Raw genomic sequence first — 17676 nt, 5'->3', positions numbered from 1 at the left:
ATTCCGCCTCACCCGCCGCGATCGGAAGATACGGCATCCACCCGATCCGATGACCGGGCCTCAGCGACGAGCGTGGAGACATGCAGATCTCAGAGCACCTCTTCCCGCACCTGCTCGCCGAGCACGACGCGCGGATCGAGCGCGAGCTCGAGCAGCGCCGAATGGTCGCGGAACGCATCGCCGAGGCCCGCACCGACGAGGCCCGCACCAGCGCCCGCGCTCCGCTCACGCGGCGTCGGCGCCGCGCGTGCGCAGGATGAGGAGCCGCTTCGCGACGAGGCCGATCGCGGCCACGACGATCACCGGTGGCAGCGCGAGCTCGGGCATGAAGAGCGCCGAACGCGGCACCTGACCTCCGTACTCGAGCATCTCCGCCGGATGCCGCAGTGGCAGCGTGCGAGTCGACGGGAGAATCCCGCGACACGCCGGTCGCCGGCCGGCATCGCCGGCGTGTCGACGAGTGCTCCCGACGACTTGTTCGCGGTCTCGCTCATGGTGCGTCCGGCTCCGAAGGCGGCGCGACGCGCAGGCCGTCGAGCGCGACCGCGACCACGTCGTCGGCCAGCCGGCTCGCGCCCTCGCGCCCGCCGGGCCGGTACCACTCGACGATCGAGTTGATCATGCCGAACAGCAGCCGCGCGACGACCGCGGCGTCGATGTCCGCGCGGACCGACCCCTCGGCCTGCGCCTCGACGACGAGCGAGGTGACGGCCCGGTCGAACGCCCGCCGGCGCGTGAGCGCGCGCCGTTCGACCTCGGTGTTGCCGCGGACCCGCAACAGCAGGGTCACGTACGGCAGCTCATCGACGAGCACGCGCACCGCGCCGCGGAGCACCGCCTCGAGACGGTCGGCCGCAGGCCGTTCCGGCGAGGCATCCGACTCGCGCAGCACACCCTCGAGCCCGCTGAGCGCCTCGTCGAGCGCGCGGTCGAGCAGCTCCTCCTTCGAGGCGAAGTGGTGGTAGATCGCGGATTTCGACAGCCCGAGCCGGTCGGCCAGCACGCCCATCGAGGTCGCGTCGTATCCGTACTCGTTGAAGGCGGCCACGGCGACCTCGAGGATGCCGCGCTGATCGTAGCCGGGCCGCCCGCGGCGGAGGGTCGTCGGTTCGGTCATCCGGGCCAGTCTGGCATTGCGACGCCCCCGTGGATATACTTACTGAACGATCGGTCGGTAATTCACAGTCCCAGGATCACCGGCCGCGCCGCACCGAAGCCCGCCAGGAGTCGACGATGACCGAACCGCGCTCGACCGAACCGCGCGTATCAGCACCGCGCCCGCCCGAATCCGCGCCGGCCGAAGCCGCGCCGGCCGAATCCGCGCCGGCCGAAGCCGCGCCGGGCGAAGCCGCGCCGCCCGAATCCGCGCCGGCCGAACAGCAGCGCTTCGACGAGCTGATCGCCAACGAACAGCGCATCGAACCGCGCGACTGGATGCCCGACGCCTACCGCAAGACCCTCATCCGGCAGATCAGTCAGCATGCGCACTCCGAGATCATCGGCATGCAGCCCGAGTCGAACTGGATCACGCGTGCCCCGAGCCTCAAGCGCAAAGCCATCCTGATGGCCAAGGTGCAAGACGAGGCGGGCCACGGCCTGTACCTCTACTCCGCGGCGCAGACGCTCGGCATCACGCGCGACGAGATGATGCGTCAGCTCATCGCGGGCGAGGCGCGCTACTCGTCGATCTTCAATTATACGACCCCGACGTGGGCTGACATGGGCGCGATCGGCTGGCTCGTCGACGGCGCCGCGATCTGCAATCAGGTGCCGCTCTGCCGCGCCTCATACGGACCGTATGGCCGCGCGATGGTGCGCATCTGCAAGGAGGAGTCCTTCCATCAGCGGCAGGGGTTCGAGATCCTGCTCGAGCTCATGCGCGGCACGCCCGCGCAGCGCGAGATGGCGCAGGACGCGGTCGACCGCTGGTACTGGCCGAGCCTCATGATGTTCGGGCCGCCCGACGACGAGTCGCCGAACTCGGCCCGCTCGATGGCGTGGAAGATCAAGCGCTTCTCGAACGACGAGCTGCGCCAGCGGTTCGTCGGCATGCTCGTGCCGCAGGCCGAGGTGCTGGGCGTGACGCTGCCCGATCCCGCCCTGCGCTGGAACGACGAGACCGGCCGGTGGGACATGAGCGAGATCGACTGGGACGAGTTCCACGAGGTGCTCTCGGGTCGCGGCCAGGCGAACGCCGAGCGGCTGCGCCGCCGGCGCGAGGCGCACGATGAGGGCGCCTGGGTGCGCGAGGCCGCCGCCGTGTACGCGCGCAAGCAGGCGACCCGCGCGGAGGAGGCGGCGTGATGGCGGAGACGACCGCGACGGATGCCTCGGGCGCCGAGGTGTGGCCGCTGTGGGAGGTGTTCGTGCGGGCCAGCCGCGGACTCTCGCACGTGCACGTCGGGTCGCTGCACGCCCCCGATGCGGCCATGGCGCTGCGCAACGCGCGCGACGTCTACACCCGCCGCGGCGAAGGGGTCTCGATCTGGGTCGTGCCGGCCGAGACGATCACCGCGAGCGACCCCGATGCGAAGGGCGCGTTCTTCGAGAGCCCCGCCGGCAAGAACTTCCGGCACGCCGTGTACTACACGGCGTCCGAGGGGGTGAAGCACCTGTGACCGGGCGGGCTCAGCGGCCCTCGGTCGTGGTCGACGAGCTGGCCCTCGCCGAGGAGTTCACGGGCGCGACCGTCGGCGCGGTGGCGTCGGCCGACACCGCCGAGTACGCGCTGCGGCTCGCCGACGATGCGCTCGTGCTCGCGCAGCGGCTCGGCATGTGGATCACCCGGGCGCCCGAACTCGAAGAGGATGTCGCGCTCGGCAACATCGCGCTCGATCTGCTCGGGCACGCGCGCTCGCTGCTGCACTACGCGGGCACCGCGACCGGCCGCTCCGAAGACGACCTCGCGTACTGGCGCGACGAGCCCGAGTGGCGCAATGCGTGGATCTTCGAACAGCCGAACGGCGACTTCGCGCTGACGATCGCACGTCAGCTCGTGGCATCCGCCTACCTGTTCGAGCTGTACGCCCGGCTCGCGGCGTCGGCCGATGCGACGCTCGCGGCCGTCGCCGCGAAGGCGGCGAAGGAGGTCGACTACCACCGCGACCACGCCGTGCAGTGGACGCTGCGGCTCGCGGGCGGCACCGACGAGTCCCGCCGGCGCATGATCGCGGGTCTCGCCGACGTGTGGCCCTACGTCGACGAGCTGTTCCACGACGACGAGCTCGCCGAGCGACTCGCGTCCGAGCGCGTCGCGGTGCTGCCGTCCTCGCTCAGGCCGGGCTTCGACGTCGTGATCGCCGAGGTGCTCGCCGAGGCCGCGCTCGAGGCGCCGCGGGGGTTCGTCGCCGCCGGGGGCGGCCGGCACGGCCGGCACACCGAGCATCTCGGCCCGCTGCTGGCTGAGATGCAGGTGCTCGCGCGGTCACACCCGGGGGCGTCATGGTGAGCGCGGGGGCGGCCGAGGCATCCGTTCGCTCGAGTGCGCGGAGCGGCACTCGCGACGAGGCGTCGCAGCGTGCGTGGCGCGTCGCGGCCGCGGTGACGGATCCCGAGATCCCCGTGCTCACGATCGAAGACCTCGGCGTGCTGCGCGCCGTCGCCGTCGACGCGCGGTCTGAGGCGGTGCGGGTCACGATCACACCGACCTACAGCGGATGCCCCGCCATGGACGCCATCCGCGACGATCTCGTGCTCGCGCTCACGGCCGCCGGCTACGCCGACGTGCGCGTGGACCTGGTGCTCGCGCCGGCCTGGACGACCGACTGGATGAGCGACGTGGGGCGCGACAAGCTGCGCCGTTTCGGCATCGCGCCGCCCTCGGGGCTCGCGCCGGCCCGTGAGGCTGGGCCGGTGCGCGTGCAGCTCGCGGTGAAATGCCCGCGCTGCGATTCGCTGCGCACGCGCGAGATCGCCCGGTTCGGGTCGACGTCGTGCAAGGCGCTCTTCGAGTGCCTCGACTGCCTCGAGCCGTTCGACTCCTTCAAGGTGCTCTGATGGGCGGCCCGCGACACGGAGGGGCGGCACCAGCGTCCCCGCCCGGAGACACCGAGAGCGTCGGCGACCGCGGCGACCGCGGCGACCGCGGCGACCTCGACGTGCCGGGCGCGGCGGGCGGAGTCGACGGTGCACGCCGTTCGCTCGGCTCCGACGCCGCGGTCGCCGAGGCGTTCCTGCACAGCGCGGTCGGCGGCGCCGGTGGCGGTGCACGCCCCGGGTCGGGCACTGCGCCGACGCGCCGCCGTGCCCGGTTCCACACGCTCGCGGTCGCCGAGGTGCGGCGGCTCACCCCCGACGCGGTCGAGGTGACGTTCGAGGTGCCGCCCGAGCTCGCCGACGAGTACGACTACCTCCCCGGGCAGTACGTCGCGCTTCGTGCCGAGCTCGAAGGGCACGAGCGCCGGCGGAGCTACTCGCTGTGCCGCCCTCCGCAGCGACCGGCTGAGGGAGTGCCGGGGCAGATCTCGATCGCGGTCAAGCGCGACCTCGGCGGGCTGTTCTCGAGCTGGGTCAACACCGAGCTGCGGGCGGGCGACCGGCTCGACGTCATGAGTCCCCAGGGCACGTTCACGTCCTCGCTCGAAACGCTCGGTGGGATGCGCGCCACGAACGCGCTCGACGGGCTCGGCGGCAAGCGCATCGCCGGCATCGCGGCAGGCAGCGGCATCACGCCGCTCATGGCGCTCGCGCGCGCCGTGCTGGAGCGTTCGTCGACGGCCGAGTTCGAGCTCGTGTACACGAATCGGTCGACCCAGGACGTGATGTTCCTCGAGGAGCTCGCAGATCTGAAGGACCGCTACCCGGCGAGGCTCGCGCTGCACCACGTGCTCACGCGCGAGCAGCGCACGGCGCCGCTGCTCTCGGGGCGCATCGACCACGAGCGGCTCGAGCGGATCCTCGACGTGCTCATCCGCCCTGAGACCGTCGACGAGTGGTTCCTGTGCGGGCCGCTCGACCTCGTGCAGCTCGCACGCGACACGCTCGCGGAGCGCGGGGTGCCCGCCGCGCGCGTCAGGTACGAGCTGTTCACGACCGATGCCGACCGCGTCGAGCCGCGCTCCGCGCGCCCGGTCGTCGTGTCCGAGGGCGAGCAGACCGTCGAGATCGAGTTCACGCTCGACGGGCAGACGTCGAAGGTCGAAAGCCCCGTCGTCGCGAACGAGTCCATCCTGAACGCGGCGCTCCGCGTGCGGCCTGACGTGCCGTTCGCGTGCGCCGGCGGGGTCTGCGGCACGTGCCGGGCCCGACTCGTCGCCGGGAGCGTGCACATGACCGAGAACTTCGCGCTCGAATCCGACGAGCTCGAGGCGGGCTACGTGCTCACCTGCCAATCGCACCCCACATCCGACCGTGTCGAGGTGACCTATGACGCCTGACCCGTGTGCGCGATCGGAGACCAGGCCCATCGGACAGGCCGTGAGCGGGCGAGCAGCATGAGGAGCGTGACGTGATCGAGATGACGGTGGCCGACGGGGTCGCAGAGGTGGTGCTGAACGCACCCGAACGCCTGAACGCGGTGGACGAACGCGCGATCGGCGAGCTCGATGCGGCGCTCGCCGAGGCGGAGCGGCTCGCCGACACGGGCGACGTGCGGGCCCTCGTGCTTCGCGGTGAGGGTCGGGCGTTCTGCGCGGGCCGCGACATCTCGGAGGTCGACCCGCGCGATGACGACGTGCAGGGCTACCTCGGTGGAACCGTCGAACCTGTGCTGCACCGCCTCGCCCGCCTGCAGGTGCCGACGTTCGCGGTCGCGCACGGGGCGTGTCTCGGCGTCGGGCTCGGCCTGCTGATCGCGTGCGACATCGTGTACGTCGCCGACTCCGCGAAGATCGGCTCGCCGTTCAGAAACCTCGGCGCCACGCTCGACTCCGGCGGCCACGCGCTGTTCTTCGAGCGGCTGGGCGCGCACCGCACCATGGACCTCATCGTGACCGGCCGGCTCATGACGGGCGACGAGGCGGTCGCGGCAGGTTTGTTCTCGCGCGCGTTCCCGGCCGACGAGGTGACGGATGCCACGCGCGCGGCCGCGCACGCCGCCGCCGCCGGCCCGACCCTCGCGTTCGTCGCCTCGAAGCGGCTGATCGCGTCGCTCCGCGACGACCGGCTCGGCCTCTGGGCCTCCATGTCCGAGGAGACCCGCGCGCAGGCCGCACTCTGCGACACCGACGACTACCGCGACGGCTTCGCCGCCTTCCAGCAGAAACGCACGCCGACCTTCACCGGCCGCTGACCCACTCGCGCCACCCAACGCGGCGGGCTCCGCGCCAGTTCTGTTGGCTCAGCGCCAGTACGGCGGGCGCGCAGCCGCCTCAACTGGCGCGGAGCGGCGGCTCGGGAGGCACACCCTAGTGGCGCCCCTCGGGGCCGACGGTCTCCTCGGGCTCGGCGCCGGGCTCGGTCTCGTCGAGCTCGTCGGGCTCCGCGTGGTCCGCGATGTCGCGGCCGAGGTCGTCCTCGATGAGCAGGTCGCGGCGCACGTGCTCGGTGCGGTACGCCGACCGGCCCAGCATGTGCGCGGTCATCGGCTGGGTGAGCAGCTGGAACAGCATCACCAGGACCGCGGTCGTGGCCACGCCCCACGTCGGCACCTGGAGCACGATCGCGAGCAGCACGGTTGCGAGGCCCGCGACCTGCGGCTTCGTCGCCGCGTGCAGACGCGTGAGGACGTCGGGGAAGCGCAGGATGCCGATGCCGGCAGCCATGGAGAAGAACGCGCTCAGCACCACGAGCACGCCGACGGCGAGTTCGGCGGCGCTCACGAGGCATCCTGCTTCGCCATGAAGCGTGCGATCGAGATCGAGCCGATGACCGCGAAGAGCGCCAGCACGAGCATCACGACGAGGGTGTCGGTGTGCTTGTTGATCGCCATCTCGGCGCCGAGGCCGCAGATGCCGATGGCGAGCAGCACGTCGGTCGCGAGCGCGCGGTCGAGGATCGACGGGCCTTTGATGATCCGCCAGACCGCCGCGATGGCGCCGATGCCGAACATGAGCCCGGCGATGACGCTGACGACGCCGAGGAAGGTCATGCCGCCACTCCCTTCTCACGGTTCGCCCGGCGTTCGCGCCGGGCCGCGCGGATGGACACCGCCTGCTCGTGGGTGCCGATGGCCAGCACGATCCGCTCCTCGACGCCGAGCACGGTGCGCCGGACCTTCTCGATGTCGTCGGCGGTGCGCGTGCCGAGCGCGTGCAGGTAGAGCAGGCCGCGTTCGCGGTCGATGTCGACCACGACCGTGCCGGGCACCACCGAGATCGCCTCGGCGGTGAGCGTCGTCACGAAGTCGGACCGGGTGAGCAGCTGCACCGCGATGATCGAGTTCATCGGCTTCCACCACGGGTTGACCGACAGGCCCGCGACCTGGAACGACGCGACGACGACGTCGAACATCATCCGGAGGCCGAGCAGCAGCCCGCGCCACGGGTTGAACCGCCCCGAGAGCAGCACGGGCGGCAGGTACAGCGCTCGGGTGACCCCGACGGCGAGCAGGACCCCGGTGACCACGGTCAGCACGTCGATGTGGTCCCAGAGCAGCAGCCACAGCGCGACGAGCGCGATCAGCAGGGGCGCCTGGCGCCAGAGCGACTTCCAGAACGACACCTCGGCGTGCATCACGACACCCCCCGCGGGAAGACGAGCGACACGTAGACGCCCGACTCGAGGTTCATCGCGGCGCGCGACGCCAGGTCGAACAGCGGGCCCGCGAACACCGTGAGCAGGATCGTCACCGCCACGAGCGCGGTCGTCGCGACGACCATCAGCACCGGGGTCGAGCGCGTCGCGGTGCGCGTCGTGGTGCCCGAGGCATCCGGGAACTCCTGCACCGACTGGAGCAGCACCGAGTCGTAGCCCTCGAGCTCGTTGCGTCCACGCCAGAACGCCATGTTCCAGAACCGGGTGAGTGCGTACAGCGTGATGAGCGACGTGGCGGCGCCGGCCGCGATCACGACCCAGATGAGCCAGGCCGGCCCACCCTCGTCGCCGGGCGCGGCTTCGGCGCCTGCGACGAACAGCCCGACCTTGCCGAGGAAGCCCGAGAACGGCGGGATGCCGCCGAGGTTCAGCGCCGGGATGAAGAACAGGATGGCGAGCAGCGGCGACGCCTTCAGCAGGCCGGCGAGTCGCGTGATCGACGTCGAGCTGCCGAAGCGCTCGATGAGGCCCGTCGTGAGGAACAGCGCGGTCTGCACCGTGATGTGGTGGACGACGTAGTAGATCGTCGCGGCGATGCCGAGTTCGCTGGCGAGGCCGATGCCGAAGATCATGTACCCGATGTGACTGACCAGCGTGAACGACAGCAGACGTTTGATGTCGGCCTGGGTGAGTGCACCGAGGATGCCGACGACCATCGTGAGCCCGCCGACGATGAGCAGCAGCGTCGATACATCGTGCTCGGCGAAGATCACCGTCTCGGTGCGGATGATCGCGTACACGCCGACCTTGGTGAGCAAGCCCGCGAACACGGCCGTGACCGGGGCCGGCGCGGTCGGGTACGAGTCGGGCAGCCAGAACGACAGCGGGAACACCGCGGCCTTGATGCCAAACGCGAGCAGCAGCAGCAGGTGCAGCATGAGTTGCACCGAGTCGGGGAGCTCGGCGAGCCGCACCGAGAGCTGGGCGATGTTGGCCGTGCCCGTCGCGCCGTAGATGAGCGCGATCGCCGACAGGAAGAACAGCGACGACACCAGGCTCACGATGATGTACGTGACGCCCGCGCGGATGCGTTCGCCCGTGCCGCCGAGGGTGAGCAGCACGTAGCTCGCCGCCAGCAGGATCTCGAACCCGACGTAGAGGTTGAACAGGTCGCCCGCGATGAAGGCGTTGAACACCCCGGCCGAGAGGATCAGGTACGTCGGGTGGAAGATCGAGACCGGGGTCTCGCGGTGCTGGTCCGCGATGCCCTGGCCGACCGCGTACACGAGCACGCCGAGGAGCACGACCGCGGAGATCACGAGCATGATCGCCGCGAGGCGGTCGACCACGAGCACGATGCCCCACGGCGCCTCCCACGCACCCACCGCGACCGACACGCCCTGGTCGGCCTCGTCGACCATCAGGAGCAGCGTCGCGGCGATGACCGCGACCGCGCTGAGCACGGTGGCCGAGACGGCCATCTGGGCGCGACGGTGGCGGCCGAGGATGAGGTTGATCGCGGCGCCGATGAGCGGCAGCAGGACGACGAGCGGCACGAGGGTGGAGGGGTTCATCGGGGTGCCTCCTCGTCACTCGCTTCGAGCACTTCTTGAATGGCGCGGTCGTCCTCTGCCGACGAACGGATGAGCTCTTCGGCCTCTTCGACGTCTTCCATGAGGTCTTCGGTGTCGTCGACCGAGTCGCCCTCGTCGCCGAGCTGCGCGAGCCACCACGAGCGGTAGATGAGCGCGAGCATGAAGCTCGTGATGCCGAGGTTGATCACGATCGCGGTCAGGATGAACGCCTGGGGGAGCGGGTCGGAGATCTCGCCGGGATCGACGCCTTCACCGAGCAGCGGCGCGAGGCCCGGACTGCCGCTCATCAGGTAGATCAGGATGTTGACGGAGTTGCCGACGAGCAGGAACCCGATGAGCACGCGCGTCAGGCTGCGCTCGAGCATGATCGTGATGCCCGCACCGAAGAGCACGGCCATGAGGACCAGGAGCGTGAGGGAGGCGGTCACGAGCGCACCCCCGCGGGCGTCGAGTCGGACGAGCCGGACGAGTCGGACGAGCCGGACGAGTCGGAGCCGGAGTCGGAGTCGGAGGAGGCCTCGTCGGCCTCCTCCTGCTGGCGGTCGACCTCGGCGCCGAGCGCGCGCAGGATGTCGAGCACGAGCCCGACGACCACGAGGTACACGCCGATGTCGAAGATCGTCGAGGTGCCGGCCGACAGCGTGCCGAGCACGGGGACGTCGAGCTCGAACCAGGTGGATTCGAACACGGTCAGCCCGAACACCAGCGACGACGCCGCGGTGCCGGCAGCGAGCAGGAGGCCCGTGCCGAGCAGGCGGCCGGCATCGATCGGCGCGGCCTCCCCGAGCTCGTACCGCCCGCCGGCGAGGTAGCGCGCGATCAGCGCGATGCCCGCGAGCAGGCCGCCGGCGAAGCCGCCACCCGGCTGGTTGTGGCCGACGAAGAGCAGGTAGACCGACACGATGATCGCCGGGTGGAAGAGCAGCCGTACGAGCACCTCGATGAGGATCGAGCGACGACGCGGCGAGAGCGTGCGGCCCGCGAGCAGCCACGTCTGACGGTTGTCGGATGCCTCGCCGGAGGCGTGCACCTCGCCCGCGGTGTCGGCGACGCTCGGGCGCACGCCGCGGATGCTCGACGCGGGCTCGGGCACCGGCCGGAGACGGTCGCGGCGGCCCGGCACGCTGTCCAGCCGCGGCGCCCCGCCGGTGCGGCCCGACACGAAGATGAGGCTCGCCACGCCGGTCGCGACCGCGACCAGCACCGAGATCTCGCCGAGCGTGTCCCACGCGCGGATGTCCACGAGGATCACGTTGACCACGTTCTGGCCGTGCGCCTCGATGGCGAGCGCCGGGAGGCCCTCGGAGATGGTCGGCTGGATCCGCGCGCCGAGCGCGATGAAGCCGATGACGGCCATGACCAGCCCGGCGACCGCGCCCACGATGCCGCGTGCGACCGGGTGCACGGGTGGGTTCCGCTGCCCGATGCGCTTCGGGAGCCGGCGCAGCACGAGCACGAACACGACCACGGTGACGGTCTCGATGAGGGCCTGGGTGAGGGCGAGGTCGGGTGCGCCCGACATGCCGAACAGCAGGACGAGCCCGTAGCCCGTGATGCTCACGAGCAGCACGGCCGACATGCGCTGCTGCACCACCGTCGCCGCGATCGCGGCGACGGCCATGACCAGGGCGAGGAACGGCTGGGCCGGGTAATCCCAGAGCCGGATGCTCCCTGGCCACACGGTGTTCGCGATCGCCGACGCGCCGAGGCCGCCGATGAAGACCAGGACGATGACCGCGACGTAGCCGGGGAGGCCCCGCTTCTGGATCGCGGTCGTGAGCGCCGCGGCGAACCGGTCGACCGCGGAGACGACCCGCAGGTAGCCGCGACCGGAGTCGACGAGCTGCGGGACCGAGGCCTGCATGCGGGCGACGCGGGCGCGGCCCCACACGAGCAGCGCGCCGAGGATGTACACCGCGACCGAGATCGCGAGCGCCGTCTCGAACCCGTGCCAGAGGGCGAGGTGGTAGTCGAGCGGGCCGGGCAGCTCGTCCGCGTAGGCGGCGAGGAGCGGCTCGATCGCCGCGACGCCGAACGCGGCGACGAGGCTCGCGATCGAGAGCACCGCGGGGGCGACCGTGATGAGCGGGCTCTCGCGGTGCAGGGGCGTGGGCTCGACGCCGGGCTTCGACCAGAACGCACCCCAGATGAAGCGCACGCTGTAGGCGACGGTCAGCACCGAGCCGAGGAAGGCGCCGATCAGGGCCAGCCAGGCCCAGCCCGCGAGGCCGGTCATGGCGCCCGCGCTCGTCGCCTCGAGGTACGCGGTGAACACGGTCTCTTTCGCGACGAAGCCGATGAGCGGTGGCAGGCCGGCCATGGACGCGGCGGCGAGGATCGCCACGGTCGCGACGACGGGCATGCGCCGGCCGACGCCGGAGAGCTTGCGCCAGTCGCGCGTGCCCGCGGCATGGTCGACGATGCCGACGACCAGGAACAGCGCGGCCTTGAACAGGGCGTGGGCGAGCAGCAGGGCGACGCCCGCCAGCGCGGCATCGCGCGTGCCGAAGCCCGTGACGAGCACGAGGAAGCCGAGCTGGCTCACGGTGCCGTACGCGAGCAGCAGCTTGATGTCGTACTGGCGGAGCGCTCGCCAGCCGCCGACGAGCATGGTCGTCGCGCCGAGGATGACGATGATCGGATGCCACACCTCGAGATCGGCGTACCCCGGGGCGAGCCGTGCGATGAGGTACACGCCCGCCTTGACCATCGCCGCCGCGTGCAGGTACGCGGAGACCGGGGTGGGCGCGGCCATGGCGGCCGGAAGCCAGAAGTGGAAGGGCACGAGCGCGCTCTTCGAGATCGCGCCGATGAGCACGAGCGCGATGCCCCACTCGCCGGCCGTGCCGAGCACGGGGTTCTCGATGAGCGCGCTGAGCGAGGTGGTGCCGCCCTCGACCGAGAGCAGAACGAGCCCGACGAGCATCGCGAGTCCGCCGAAGGTGGTGACCGTGAGCGCCTGCAGTGCGGCACCGCGACTCTCTTTGCGGCCGGTGTAGTGGCCGATGAGGAGGTACGAGAGCACGCTCGTCGCCTCCCAGAACGTGAACAGGATGTACACGTCGTCAGCGGTGACGAGGCCGAGCATGACGCCCGCGAAGGCCAGCAGGAGCGCGGCGAACCGACCGAGGGAGGGCTCGTCGTCGGAGAAGTACCAGGTGCAGTAGATCAGGACCAGCGCGCCGATGCCGGTGACGATCAGGGCGAGCAGCAGCGCGAGCGCGTCGATGCGGAAGCTCAGCGCGATGTCGAGCGCGGGGATCCAGTCGACGGATTCGACGATCGCGGTGCCGTCGATCACGTCGGGCAGCAGCGTGAGCAGCACCACGAAGACCGCGGCGGGCAGGAGCGCGAGGACGAGGAAGACCCGGCGGCCCAACAGCCTCGTGAGCAGCGGCGCGACGAGCGACAGGGCGCCGAACAGGACGAGGCTGAGGATCATCCATCCTCCTCATCACATCGCGCGTTCGAACCGTCGAGCCCACAGTCTAGCTGATCGGCTGAGCGCTTTAGGGCGATTTATCGAGACTTCATAAAATCTCCGGGACGGAGTACACTCGCCGGGTGGACCGCGCGAGCAATCCGTATACGCCGCACGCCGGGGCAGACCCCGAGGTGCTCGCCGGTCGAGCTGAGCTGCTCGACGGCTTCCGGGTCCTCCTCCGCCGCCTGCAGCGCGGCCGCGCAGAGCCTTCGATGCTGCTCACCGGCCTGCGCGGCGTCGGCAAGACCGTGCTCCTCGCCAGGTTCGCCGAGATCGCGCGCGCCGAGAAGTGGGAACCCGTCGAGCTCGAGGCGGCGAAGTGCGACGACGGCCGGTTCCGGCAGGCCGTGTTCACGCACTTCAAGGCCGCGCTGCTGCGTCTCGCACCGCGCCCCCGATGGACCGAGCGTGATCGCATCGCGGCCGAGGTGCTGACGGCGTTCGCCGAACAGATCGAGCTCGCCTGCGCGTTCGGGGTCGCCTGGGACGTACGCGCCGCCGAGGGCGCGGGCGACTCCGGCGACCTCGAGATGGATCTCGCCGACGTGTTCGTCGCGATCGGCGAGGCGGCGAGGATGCACCAGCGGGGCGTCGTGCTGTTGATCGACGAGGCGCAGTTCCTGTCGCGAACGCAGCTCGAGGCCCTCGTGCACGCGGTGCACGCGACGACGCAGCGTCACCTCCCGATCACGTGGGTCGGTGCGGGGCTCCCGCACCTCCCCGAGCTCGCCGGTGAGGCGAGATCGTACGCCGACCGGCTCTTCTCGTTCCCCTCGATCGGCGCGCTGGCGCCCGACGACGCGCGTGCGGCGCTGACCGAGCCCGCGCTCGCCGAGGGCGTGGCGTTCGAAGACGCCGCGGTGCAACGCGCACTCGACATCACCGGCGGATACCCGTGCTTCATCCAGGAGCTCGGAGCGCAGACCTGGTCGGTCGCCGAAGGCGACCTCGTGCGCTGCGCCGACGTCGAGCTCGCGCACGACGCGTACGACGCCCGGCTCGACAGCTGGTTCTTCCGGGTGCGGCTCGAGCGGGCGACGCCCTTGCAGACCGCGTACCTCCGCGCGATGGCCGAGCTCGGCCCGGAACCCCAGAAGGCGGCCGACGTCGCCCGGCTCATGGGCCGCGAATCCACCCAGGTCGGCCCGATCCGAGCCGAGCTGATCGACCTCGGCCTGCTGTACGCGCCGGAACACGGGTACGCCGCGTTCACCGCGCCCGACTTCGACCGGTTCATCATGCGGGTCGTGCCCGAGTTGCGCGTACCCGAGATCCAGCGTCGCGGACCCCGCGTCACGGCGAACTGACCCCGCGCCCTCGAGCGTGCGGAGGCAACGGACAGGCGGATGTCTCGGGCGGGAGGCGTGCGCATGGACGCCGCCGTGGGCGAAGATGGAGCGCATGCCCATCCTCATCTCCGCCGACGAGCTCGCGGCCCGCTTGCGCACTGGCCGGGCCGGCCGCCCGGTCGTGCTCGACGTGCGCTGGTCACTCGCCGAGCCCGATGGCTCGGCCGCATACCGCGCCGGGCATGTGCCGGGCGCGGTCTACGTCGACCTCGACGGTGAGCTCGCCGATCACCGCGCCGAAGGGCGCGGCCGCCACCCCCTGCCGACCGAGGCGCAGCTGACGGCGGCGCTGCGGCGCTGGGGTGTGCACGCGGGGGATGAGGTCGTGGTGATGGACGACCTCGGCAACCAGTCGGCGGCCCGCGCCTGGTGGCTGCTGCGGTTCGCCGGCGTCGAGCAGGTCTCGATGCTCGATGGCGGCCTATCGGCGTGGACCCGTGCGGGGCACCCACTCGAGGCCGGTGAGGTCGTGCCCGAGCGGGGTGACGCGGTCGCGCACTTCGGGCATCTCCCCGTGCTCGACATCGACGAGGTCGCCGGGCTGCCCGCGACGGGCGTGCTGCTCGACGCCCGGGCCGCGGAACGATACCGCGGCGAGGTCGAGCCCGTCGATCCGAAGGCCGGTCATATTCCCGGAGCGGTATCGGCGCCGACCGGGTCGAACCTCGACGAGGCGGGGCGCTTTCGGTCGCCCGAAGAACGGCGCGCACGATTCGCCGAGCTGGGCGTGCATCCCGGTACGGCCGTCGGGGCCTACTGCGGCTCCGGAGTCACGGCCGCACACGAGGTCGCCGCGCTCGCCATCGCCGGCATCGACGCGGCGCTGTTCCCCGGCTCGTGGAGCCAATGGTCGAACACCGACCGCCCGGTCGCGATCGGCGGCGACGCCGATCACTGAGACCGGCAGGCCCCCGCGCGAGCATTCGGTCGAACGTCTAGGCGCGCAGGAAATGGAGTTCCCAGAGCCCCATCTCGGTGCGGAACGAGCAGTCCGTGACGGCGGTCACGTCGTCGGCGAGCAGCAGTCGCGCGCGCTCATCGTTGCATTCCTGCTCGCTGCTGAACCCCCTCCACAGCCACTTGCCCGTCGCGTGAGCGGCGGATGCGGTGCCAAGCGCGATGGAGCACGCCAGGACGGTGGCGACGAGTGTGGCGGCCGTACGGGAAACGCTTCGTTGCATGGGATGTCCTTCAAGCGGATTGAGGTGTCGTGCGTCAAGCCACCGTACTAGTATGTTGGCCGAGTTGCAATTCGGCGCGGTCTTGGCGAGGTCCCACGCTCCTCGAGTGAAGGGTCGACGACCTCAGCCGGCGCGGTGCCCGACCGCGATCAACGTGGACGCGTCGATGCGCGTGAGCCCGCGTTCGGCCACACCGTCGAGCACGCGGTGCCGCAGCCGATCGCGCGCCGCCTCGTCGAGCGCGTCCAGCGCGTCGGCCGGCAGCAGCCGGGCACCGAGCACGAGCTGCCAGGCGAGCTCGCCCTCGAGGTCGAGGTGCCGGTCGACGCGCTCCGCGCGCACGTCGACGAGACCGAGATCGTGCAGTAGCGTCGCGAGCGTCCCGGCCGTGCCGGGAAGCGCGGCGTCGACGGATGTCTCGTCGGCAGCCGCACGCTCGGCCGCGCCGCCCGCATGGGCGCCGGCCGGTGCCGCGCCCGGAGCCTCCTCGTCGTCCGCAGCAGCTTCGACGTCCGAAGCGTCCGTAGCATCCTGGTCGTCCGAGGCGTCGTCGTCTTCGTCGTCCTGGTCGTCGTCGTCGTCGCCGTCGCCGTCGTCGTCGTCGTCTTCGTCTTCGTCGTGGTCGTCTTCGTTGTCGTTGTCGTTGTCGTTGTCGTCCTCATCGTCCGATTCATCCGAGCGGTCTGACGCATCCGTCGCTTCGACCTCGTCGGGCCCATCGGTCTCCTGGTCCGAAGGCGCCGCCTCGTCGTCGTCCTCCGGCTCGGGCGCACCCTCGGACTCCGGCGCCACGTCGAGGTCAGCGAGCGCCTCGCGTGCGAGCTCGGTGAGGGGCGCGAGCGCGCCCTGTGCCCAGAGCGAGAGGACGAACCGCCCGCCGGGCTTCACGAGCGCGACGAGGTGACGCGCGGTCTCGTCGGGCGTGCTGCAGGACGCGAGGCCGAGCACGCATTGCACGAGGTCGTACTCGCCGGTCGGCCATTCGGCCGGGTCGGCGACGTGCAGCTGCAGCTGGGGCAGGTGCTCGCTGCGCTCGCGCGCGATCGAGACGAGCGTGCCGTCGGGGTCGATCGCGTCGACGTGGCCGGTCGGCCCGACGAGTGCCGCGGTCGGCAGGGACGCGGCCCCGTCGCCGCACCAGGCGTCGAGCACGGTCTCGTCGAACTGGGGCTGTGCGCGCAGGACGGCGGCCGACCCGAGCGGCTCCCACAGCGGGCCGTCGAGCGCGGTGAACGCGGCCGCGGTCGAGGGTACGGCTGATCCATCGGCGGAATCCGGCCCCATCGTCTCTTCCCCCATACTGCCCATCATGCCGTTCGGGCACAGGCACAGTATGACGTGGATCCGGAGCAGGCGGTGCCGACGCGCGCGGCGACGAGGCCGCGATGACTCAGGCAATCCGTAGCCGGACCGGGCAGACTGGGTCGGTACTGTCATCGACGAAGAGAGACCTTCATGAACCGCGCCCTGCGCCTTGCCGCGCCCGTAGCGCTCGCCGCCGCATCCGCCCTCGTCCTCGCCGGGTGTGCTGGCGGCGGATCGCCCGCCGAGTCGACGGCGCCCGCTGCCGCCGGGGAGTGCATGGACCTCTCACCGGGTTCGGCCTCCGACGGCGTCACGGCCGACGGTGCGTTCGGCGAGGCGCCGAACGCGACCTTCGAGACGCCCGTCGAGACCGATGAGCTCCAGCGCAGCATCCTGATCGAGGGTGAGGGAGACCCGACCGAGCCCGGCGACGCCGTCGACGTCGTGCTCACCATGTACAGCGCCACGAGCGGCGAGCAGCTGATCTCGCAGCCCGCGAGCCTCGGGGTCGGCGAGTCCTCGCTGCTGACGGCCTTCCGCGCCGCGGTCGACTGCGTGCCGATCGGCACTCGCACGGCGACCGTCGCGCCCGCGGCCGACGTCTACGGCGACCAGGGCAACGACTCGATCGGCGTCGGACCGGGCGAGGCGGTCGTGATCGTCGCCGACGTGACGGGCATCACCGAGGAGCCGGCGCCCGCCGAGACGAGCGAGTGGACCGAGAACGTGCCCGAGGTGACCTTCAACGGCACCGAGCCGCCGACGGTCGTGATCCCCGACACCGAGGCGTCGCCCGAGCTGCTGCTCAAGGTGCTCGAAGAGGGCGACGGCGAGACCGTCGGAGCCGGCGACCAGGTCTCGGTGCGGTACCAGGGCCTGAACTGGGACACCAAGGAGATCTTCGACCAGTCCTACCCCGGCGACCCGGCCACGTTCGGCACCGACCAGGTCATCGCCGGCTTCGGTGCGGCGCTCGTCGGCCAGAAGGTCGGCACCAAGCTGATCGTGACGATCCCGCCGGAGTTCGGCTACGGCACCGACCCGGCCGCCCACCAGCTCGGCGGCCAGACGCTCGTGTTCGTGGTCGAGATCGAGGGCACCACGGCCGCGTAACGCCTCGCGTCGCACGT

At 71.3% G+C, this 17676-nt stretch carries 20 protein-coding genes; 10 read left to right on the top strand and 10 right to left on the bottom strand.

Annotated elements, in window-relative coordinates; all coding sequences use genetic code 11:
• The first annotated feature begins 80 nt into the window (after positions 1-80).
• Positions 81-260, top strand: a complete 180-nt coding sequence (locus QU602_RS15650) for a hypothetical protein (RefSeq protein WP_308797383.1) — start codon at positions 81-83, stop codon at positions 258-260.
• Here the strand turns inward: QU602_RS15650 and QU602_RS15645 are convergent.
• On the bottom strand, positions 226-369 hold the full coding sequence (locus QU602_RS15645; protein WP_308797382.1) for a hypothetical protein: 144 nt from the start codon (positions 367-369) through the stop codon (positions 226-228). The genes QU602_RS15650 and QU602_RS15645 overlap by 35 nt on opposite strands.
• Positions 370-490: 121 nt before the next feature.
• Positions 491-1117: a TetR/AcrR family transcriptional regulator gene (locus QU602_RS15640; RefSeq protein WP_308797381.1), complete on the bottom strand. Its 627-nt coding sequence runs from the start codon at positions 1115-1117 to the stop codon at positions 491-493.
• 116 nt (positions 1118-1233) lie between these two features.
• Between QU602_RS15640 and paaA the strand changes: the two genes are divergently transcribed.
• From paaA to QU602_RS15610, 6 genes are all read left to right on the top strand, one after another.
• Positions 1234-2304 (top strand): 1,2-phenylacetyl-CoA epoxidase subunit PaaA, encoded by a 1071-nt coding sequence (paaA, locus tag QU602_RS15635; RefSeq protein ID WP_308797380.1) that lies wholly within the window; start codon positions 1234-1236, stop codon positions 2302-2304.
• Positions 2304-2618, top strand: coding sequence for a 1,2-phenylacetyl-CoA epoxidase subunit PaaB (paaB, locus tag QU602_RS15630; protein WP_308797379.1), 315 nt, complete (start codon positions 2304-2306; stop codon positions 2616-2618). Before paaA ends, paaB begins: the two co-directional genes overlap by 1 nt.
• Positions 2615-3448 carry a 1,2-phenylacetyl-CoA epoxidase subunit PaaC gene (paaC, locus tag QU602_RS15625; protein ID WP_308797378.1) on the top strand — a complete coding sequence of 278 codons (834 nt, stop codon included), beginning with the start codon at positions 2615-2617 and terminating at the stop codon, positions 3446-3448. The genes paaB and paaC overlap by 4 nt, the downstream gene beginning before the upstream one ends.
• Complete coding sequence (gene paaD, locus QU602_RS15620) at positions 3442-3996, top strand: 1,2-phenylacetyl-CoA epoxidase subunit PaaD (protein WP_308797377.1); 555 nt, start codon at positions 3442-3444, stop codon at positions 3994-3996. The genes paaC and paaD overlap by 7 nt, the downstream gene beginning before the upstream one ends.
• Positions 3996-5375, top strand: a complete 1380-nt coding sequence (gene paaE, locus QU602_RS15615; protein ID WP_308797376.1) for a 1,2-phenylacetyl-CoA epoxidase subunit PaaE — start codon at positions 3996-3998, stop codon at positions 5373-5375. Before paaD ends, paaE begins: the two co-directional genes overlap by 1 nt.
• 71 nt (positions 5376-5446) lie before the next feature.
• On the top strand, positions 5447-6229 hold the full coding sequence (locus QU602_RS15610) for an enoyl-CoA hydratase/isomerase family protein (protein ID WP_308797375.1): 783 nt from the start codon (positions 5447-5449) through the stop codon (positions 6227-6229).
• Positions 6230-6344: 115 nt separating this feature from the next.
• On the opposite strand, the gene mnhG is transcribed toward QU602_RS15610, so the two are convergent.
• The 6 genes from mnhG to QU602_RS15580 are packed head-to-tail and all read right to left on the bottom strand — an operon-like array spanning position 6345 to position 12669.
• Complete coding sequence (gene mnhG, locus QU602_RS15605; RefSeq protein WP_308797374.1) at positions 6345-6758, bottom strand: monovalent cation/H(+) antiporter subunit G; 414 nt, start codon at positions 6756-6758, stop codon at positions 6345-6347.
• Positions 6755-7027, bottom strand: a complete 273-nt coding sequence (locus QU602_RS15600; protein ID WP_308797373.1) for a monovalent cation/H+ antiporter complex subunit F — start codon at positions 7025-7027, stop codon at positions 6755-6757. The genes mnhG and QU602_RS15600 overlap by 4 nt, the downstream gene beginning before the upstream one ends.
• Positions 7024-7611: a Na+/H+ antiporter subunit E gene (locus QU602_RS15595; RefSeq protein WP_308800198.1), complete on the bottom strand. Its 588-nt coding sequence runs from the start codon at positions 7609-7611 to the stop codon at positions 7024-7026. Before QU602_RS15595 ends, QU602_RS15600 begins: the two co-directional genes overlap by 4 nt.
• Positions 7611-9206 (bottom strand): Na+/H+ antiporter subunit D, encoded by a 1596-nt coding sequence (locus QU602_RS15590; protein WP_308797372.1) that lies wholly within the window; start codon positions 9204-9206, stop codon positions 7611-7613. The genes QU602_RS15595 and QU602_RS15590 overlap by 1 nt, the downstream gene beginning before the upstream one ends.
• The gene (locus QU602_RS15585; RefSeq protein ID WP_308797371.1) at positions 9203-9655 is read right to left on the bottom strand and encodes an NADH-quinone oxidoreductase subunit K; all 453 of its coding nucleotides are present in this window, start codon (positions 9653-9655) and stop codon (positions 9203-9205) included. Before QU602_RS15585 ends, QU602_RS15590 begins: the two co-directional genes overlap by 4 nt.
• Entirely contained in the window at positions 9652-12669 is a 3018-nt protein-coding gene (locus QU602_RS15580) for a Na+/H+ antiporter subunit A (protein ID WP_308797370.1), read from the bottom strand. The genes QU602_RS15585 and QU602_RS15580 overlap by 4 nt, the downstream gene beginning before the upstream one ends.
• A 122-nt stretch (positions 12670-12791) precedes the next feature.
• Between QU602_RS15580 and QU602_RS15575 the strand changes: the two genes are divergently transcribed.
• Both QU602_RS15575 and QU602_RS15570 read left to right on the top strand, forming a co-directional pair.
• Positions 12792-14018, top strand: a complete 1227-nt coding sequence (locus QU602_RS15575; protein WP_308797369.1) for an ATP-binding protein — start codon at positions 12792-12794, stop codon at positions 14016-14018.
• A gap of 94 nt (positions 14019-14112) precedes the next feature.
• Complete coding sequence (locus QU602_RS15570; protein WP_308797368.1) at positions 14113-14958, top strand: sulfurtransferase; 846 nt, start codon at positions 14113-14115, stop codon at positions 14956-14958.
• A gap of 37 nt (positions 14959-14995) precedes the next feature.
• Here the strand turns inward: QU602_RS15570 and QU602_RS15565 are convergent, their stop codons facing one another.
• Both QU602_RS15565 and QU602_RS15560 read right to left on the bottom strand, forming a co-directional pair.
• Complete coding sequence (locus QU602_RS15565) at positions 14996-15241, bottom strand: hypothetical protein (protein WP_308797367.1); 246 nt, start codon at positions 15239-15241, stop codon at positions 14996-14998.
• Positions 15242-15364: 123 nt separating this feature from the next.
• Positions 15365-16540, bottom strand: coding sequence for a class I SAM-dependent methyltransferase (locus QU602_RS15560; protein ID WP_308797366.1), 1176 nt, complete (start codon positions 16538-16540; stop codon positions 15365-15367).
• 156 nt (positions 16541-16696) lie between these two features.
• Between QU602_RS15560 and QU602_RS15555 the strand changes: the two genes are divergently transcribed.
• Complete coding sequence (locus tag QU602_RS15555) at positions 16697-17659, top strand: FKBP-type peptidyl-prolyl cis-trans isomerase (RefSeq protein WP_308797365.1); 963 nt, start codon at positions 16697-16699, stop codon at positions 17657-17659.
• The last annotated feature ends 17 nt before the right edge of the window (positions 17660-17676 follow it).

The sequence above is a fragment of the Agromyces protaetiae genome (genome assembly GCF_030866785.1).
Lineage (GTDB): Bacteria > Actinomycetota > Actinomycetes > Actinomycetales > Microbacteriaceae > Agromyces > Agromyces silvae.
This window is presented reverse-complemented; position numbering and strand designations above follow the sequence as displayed.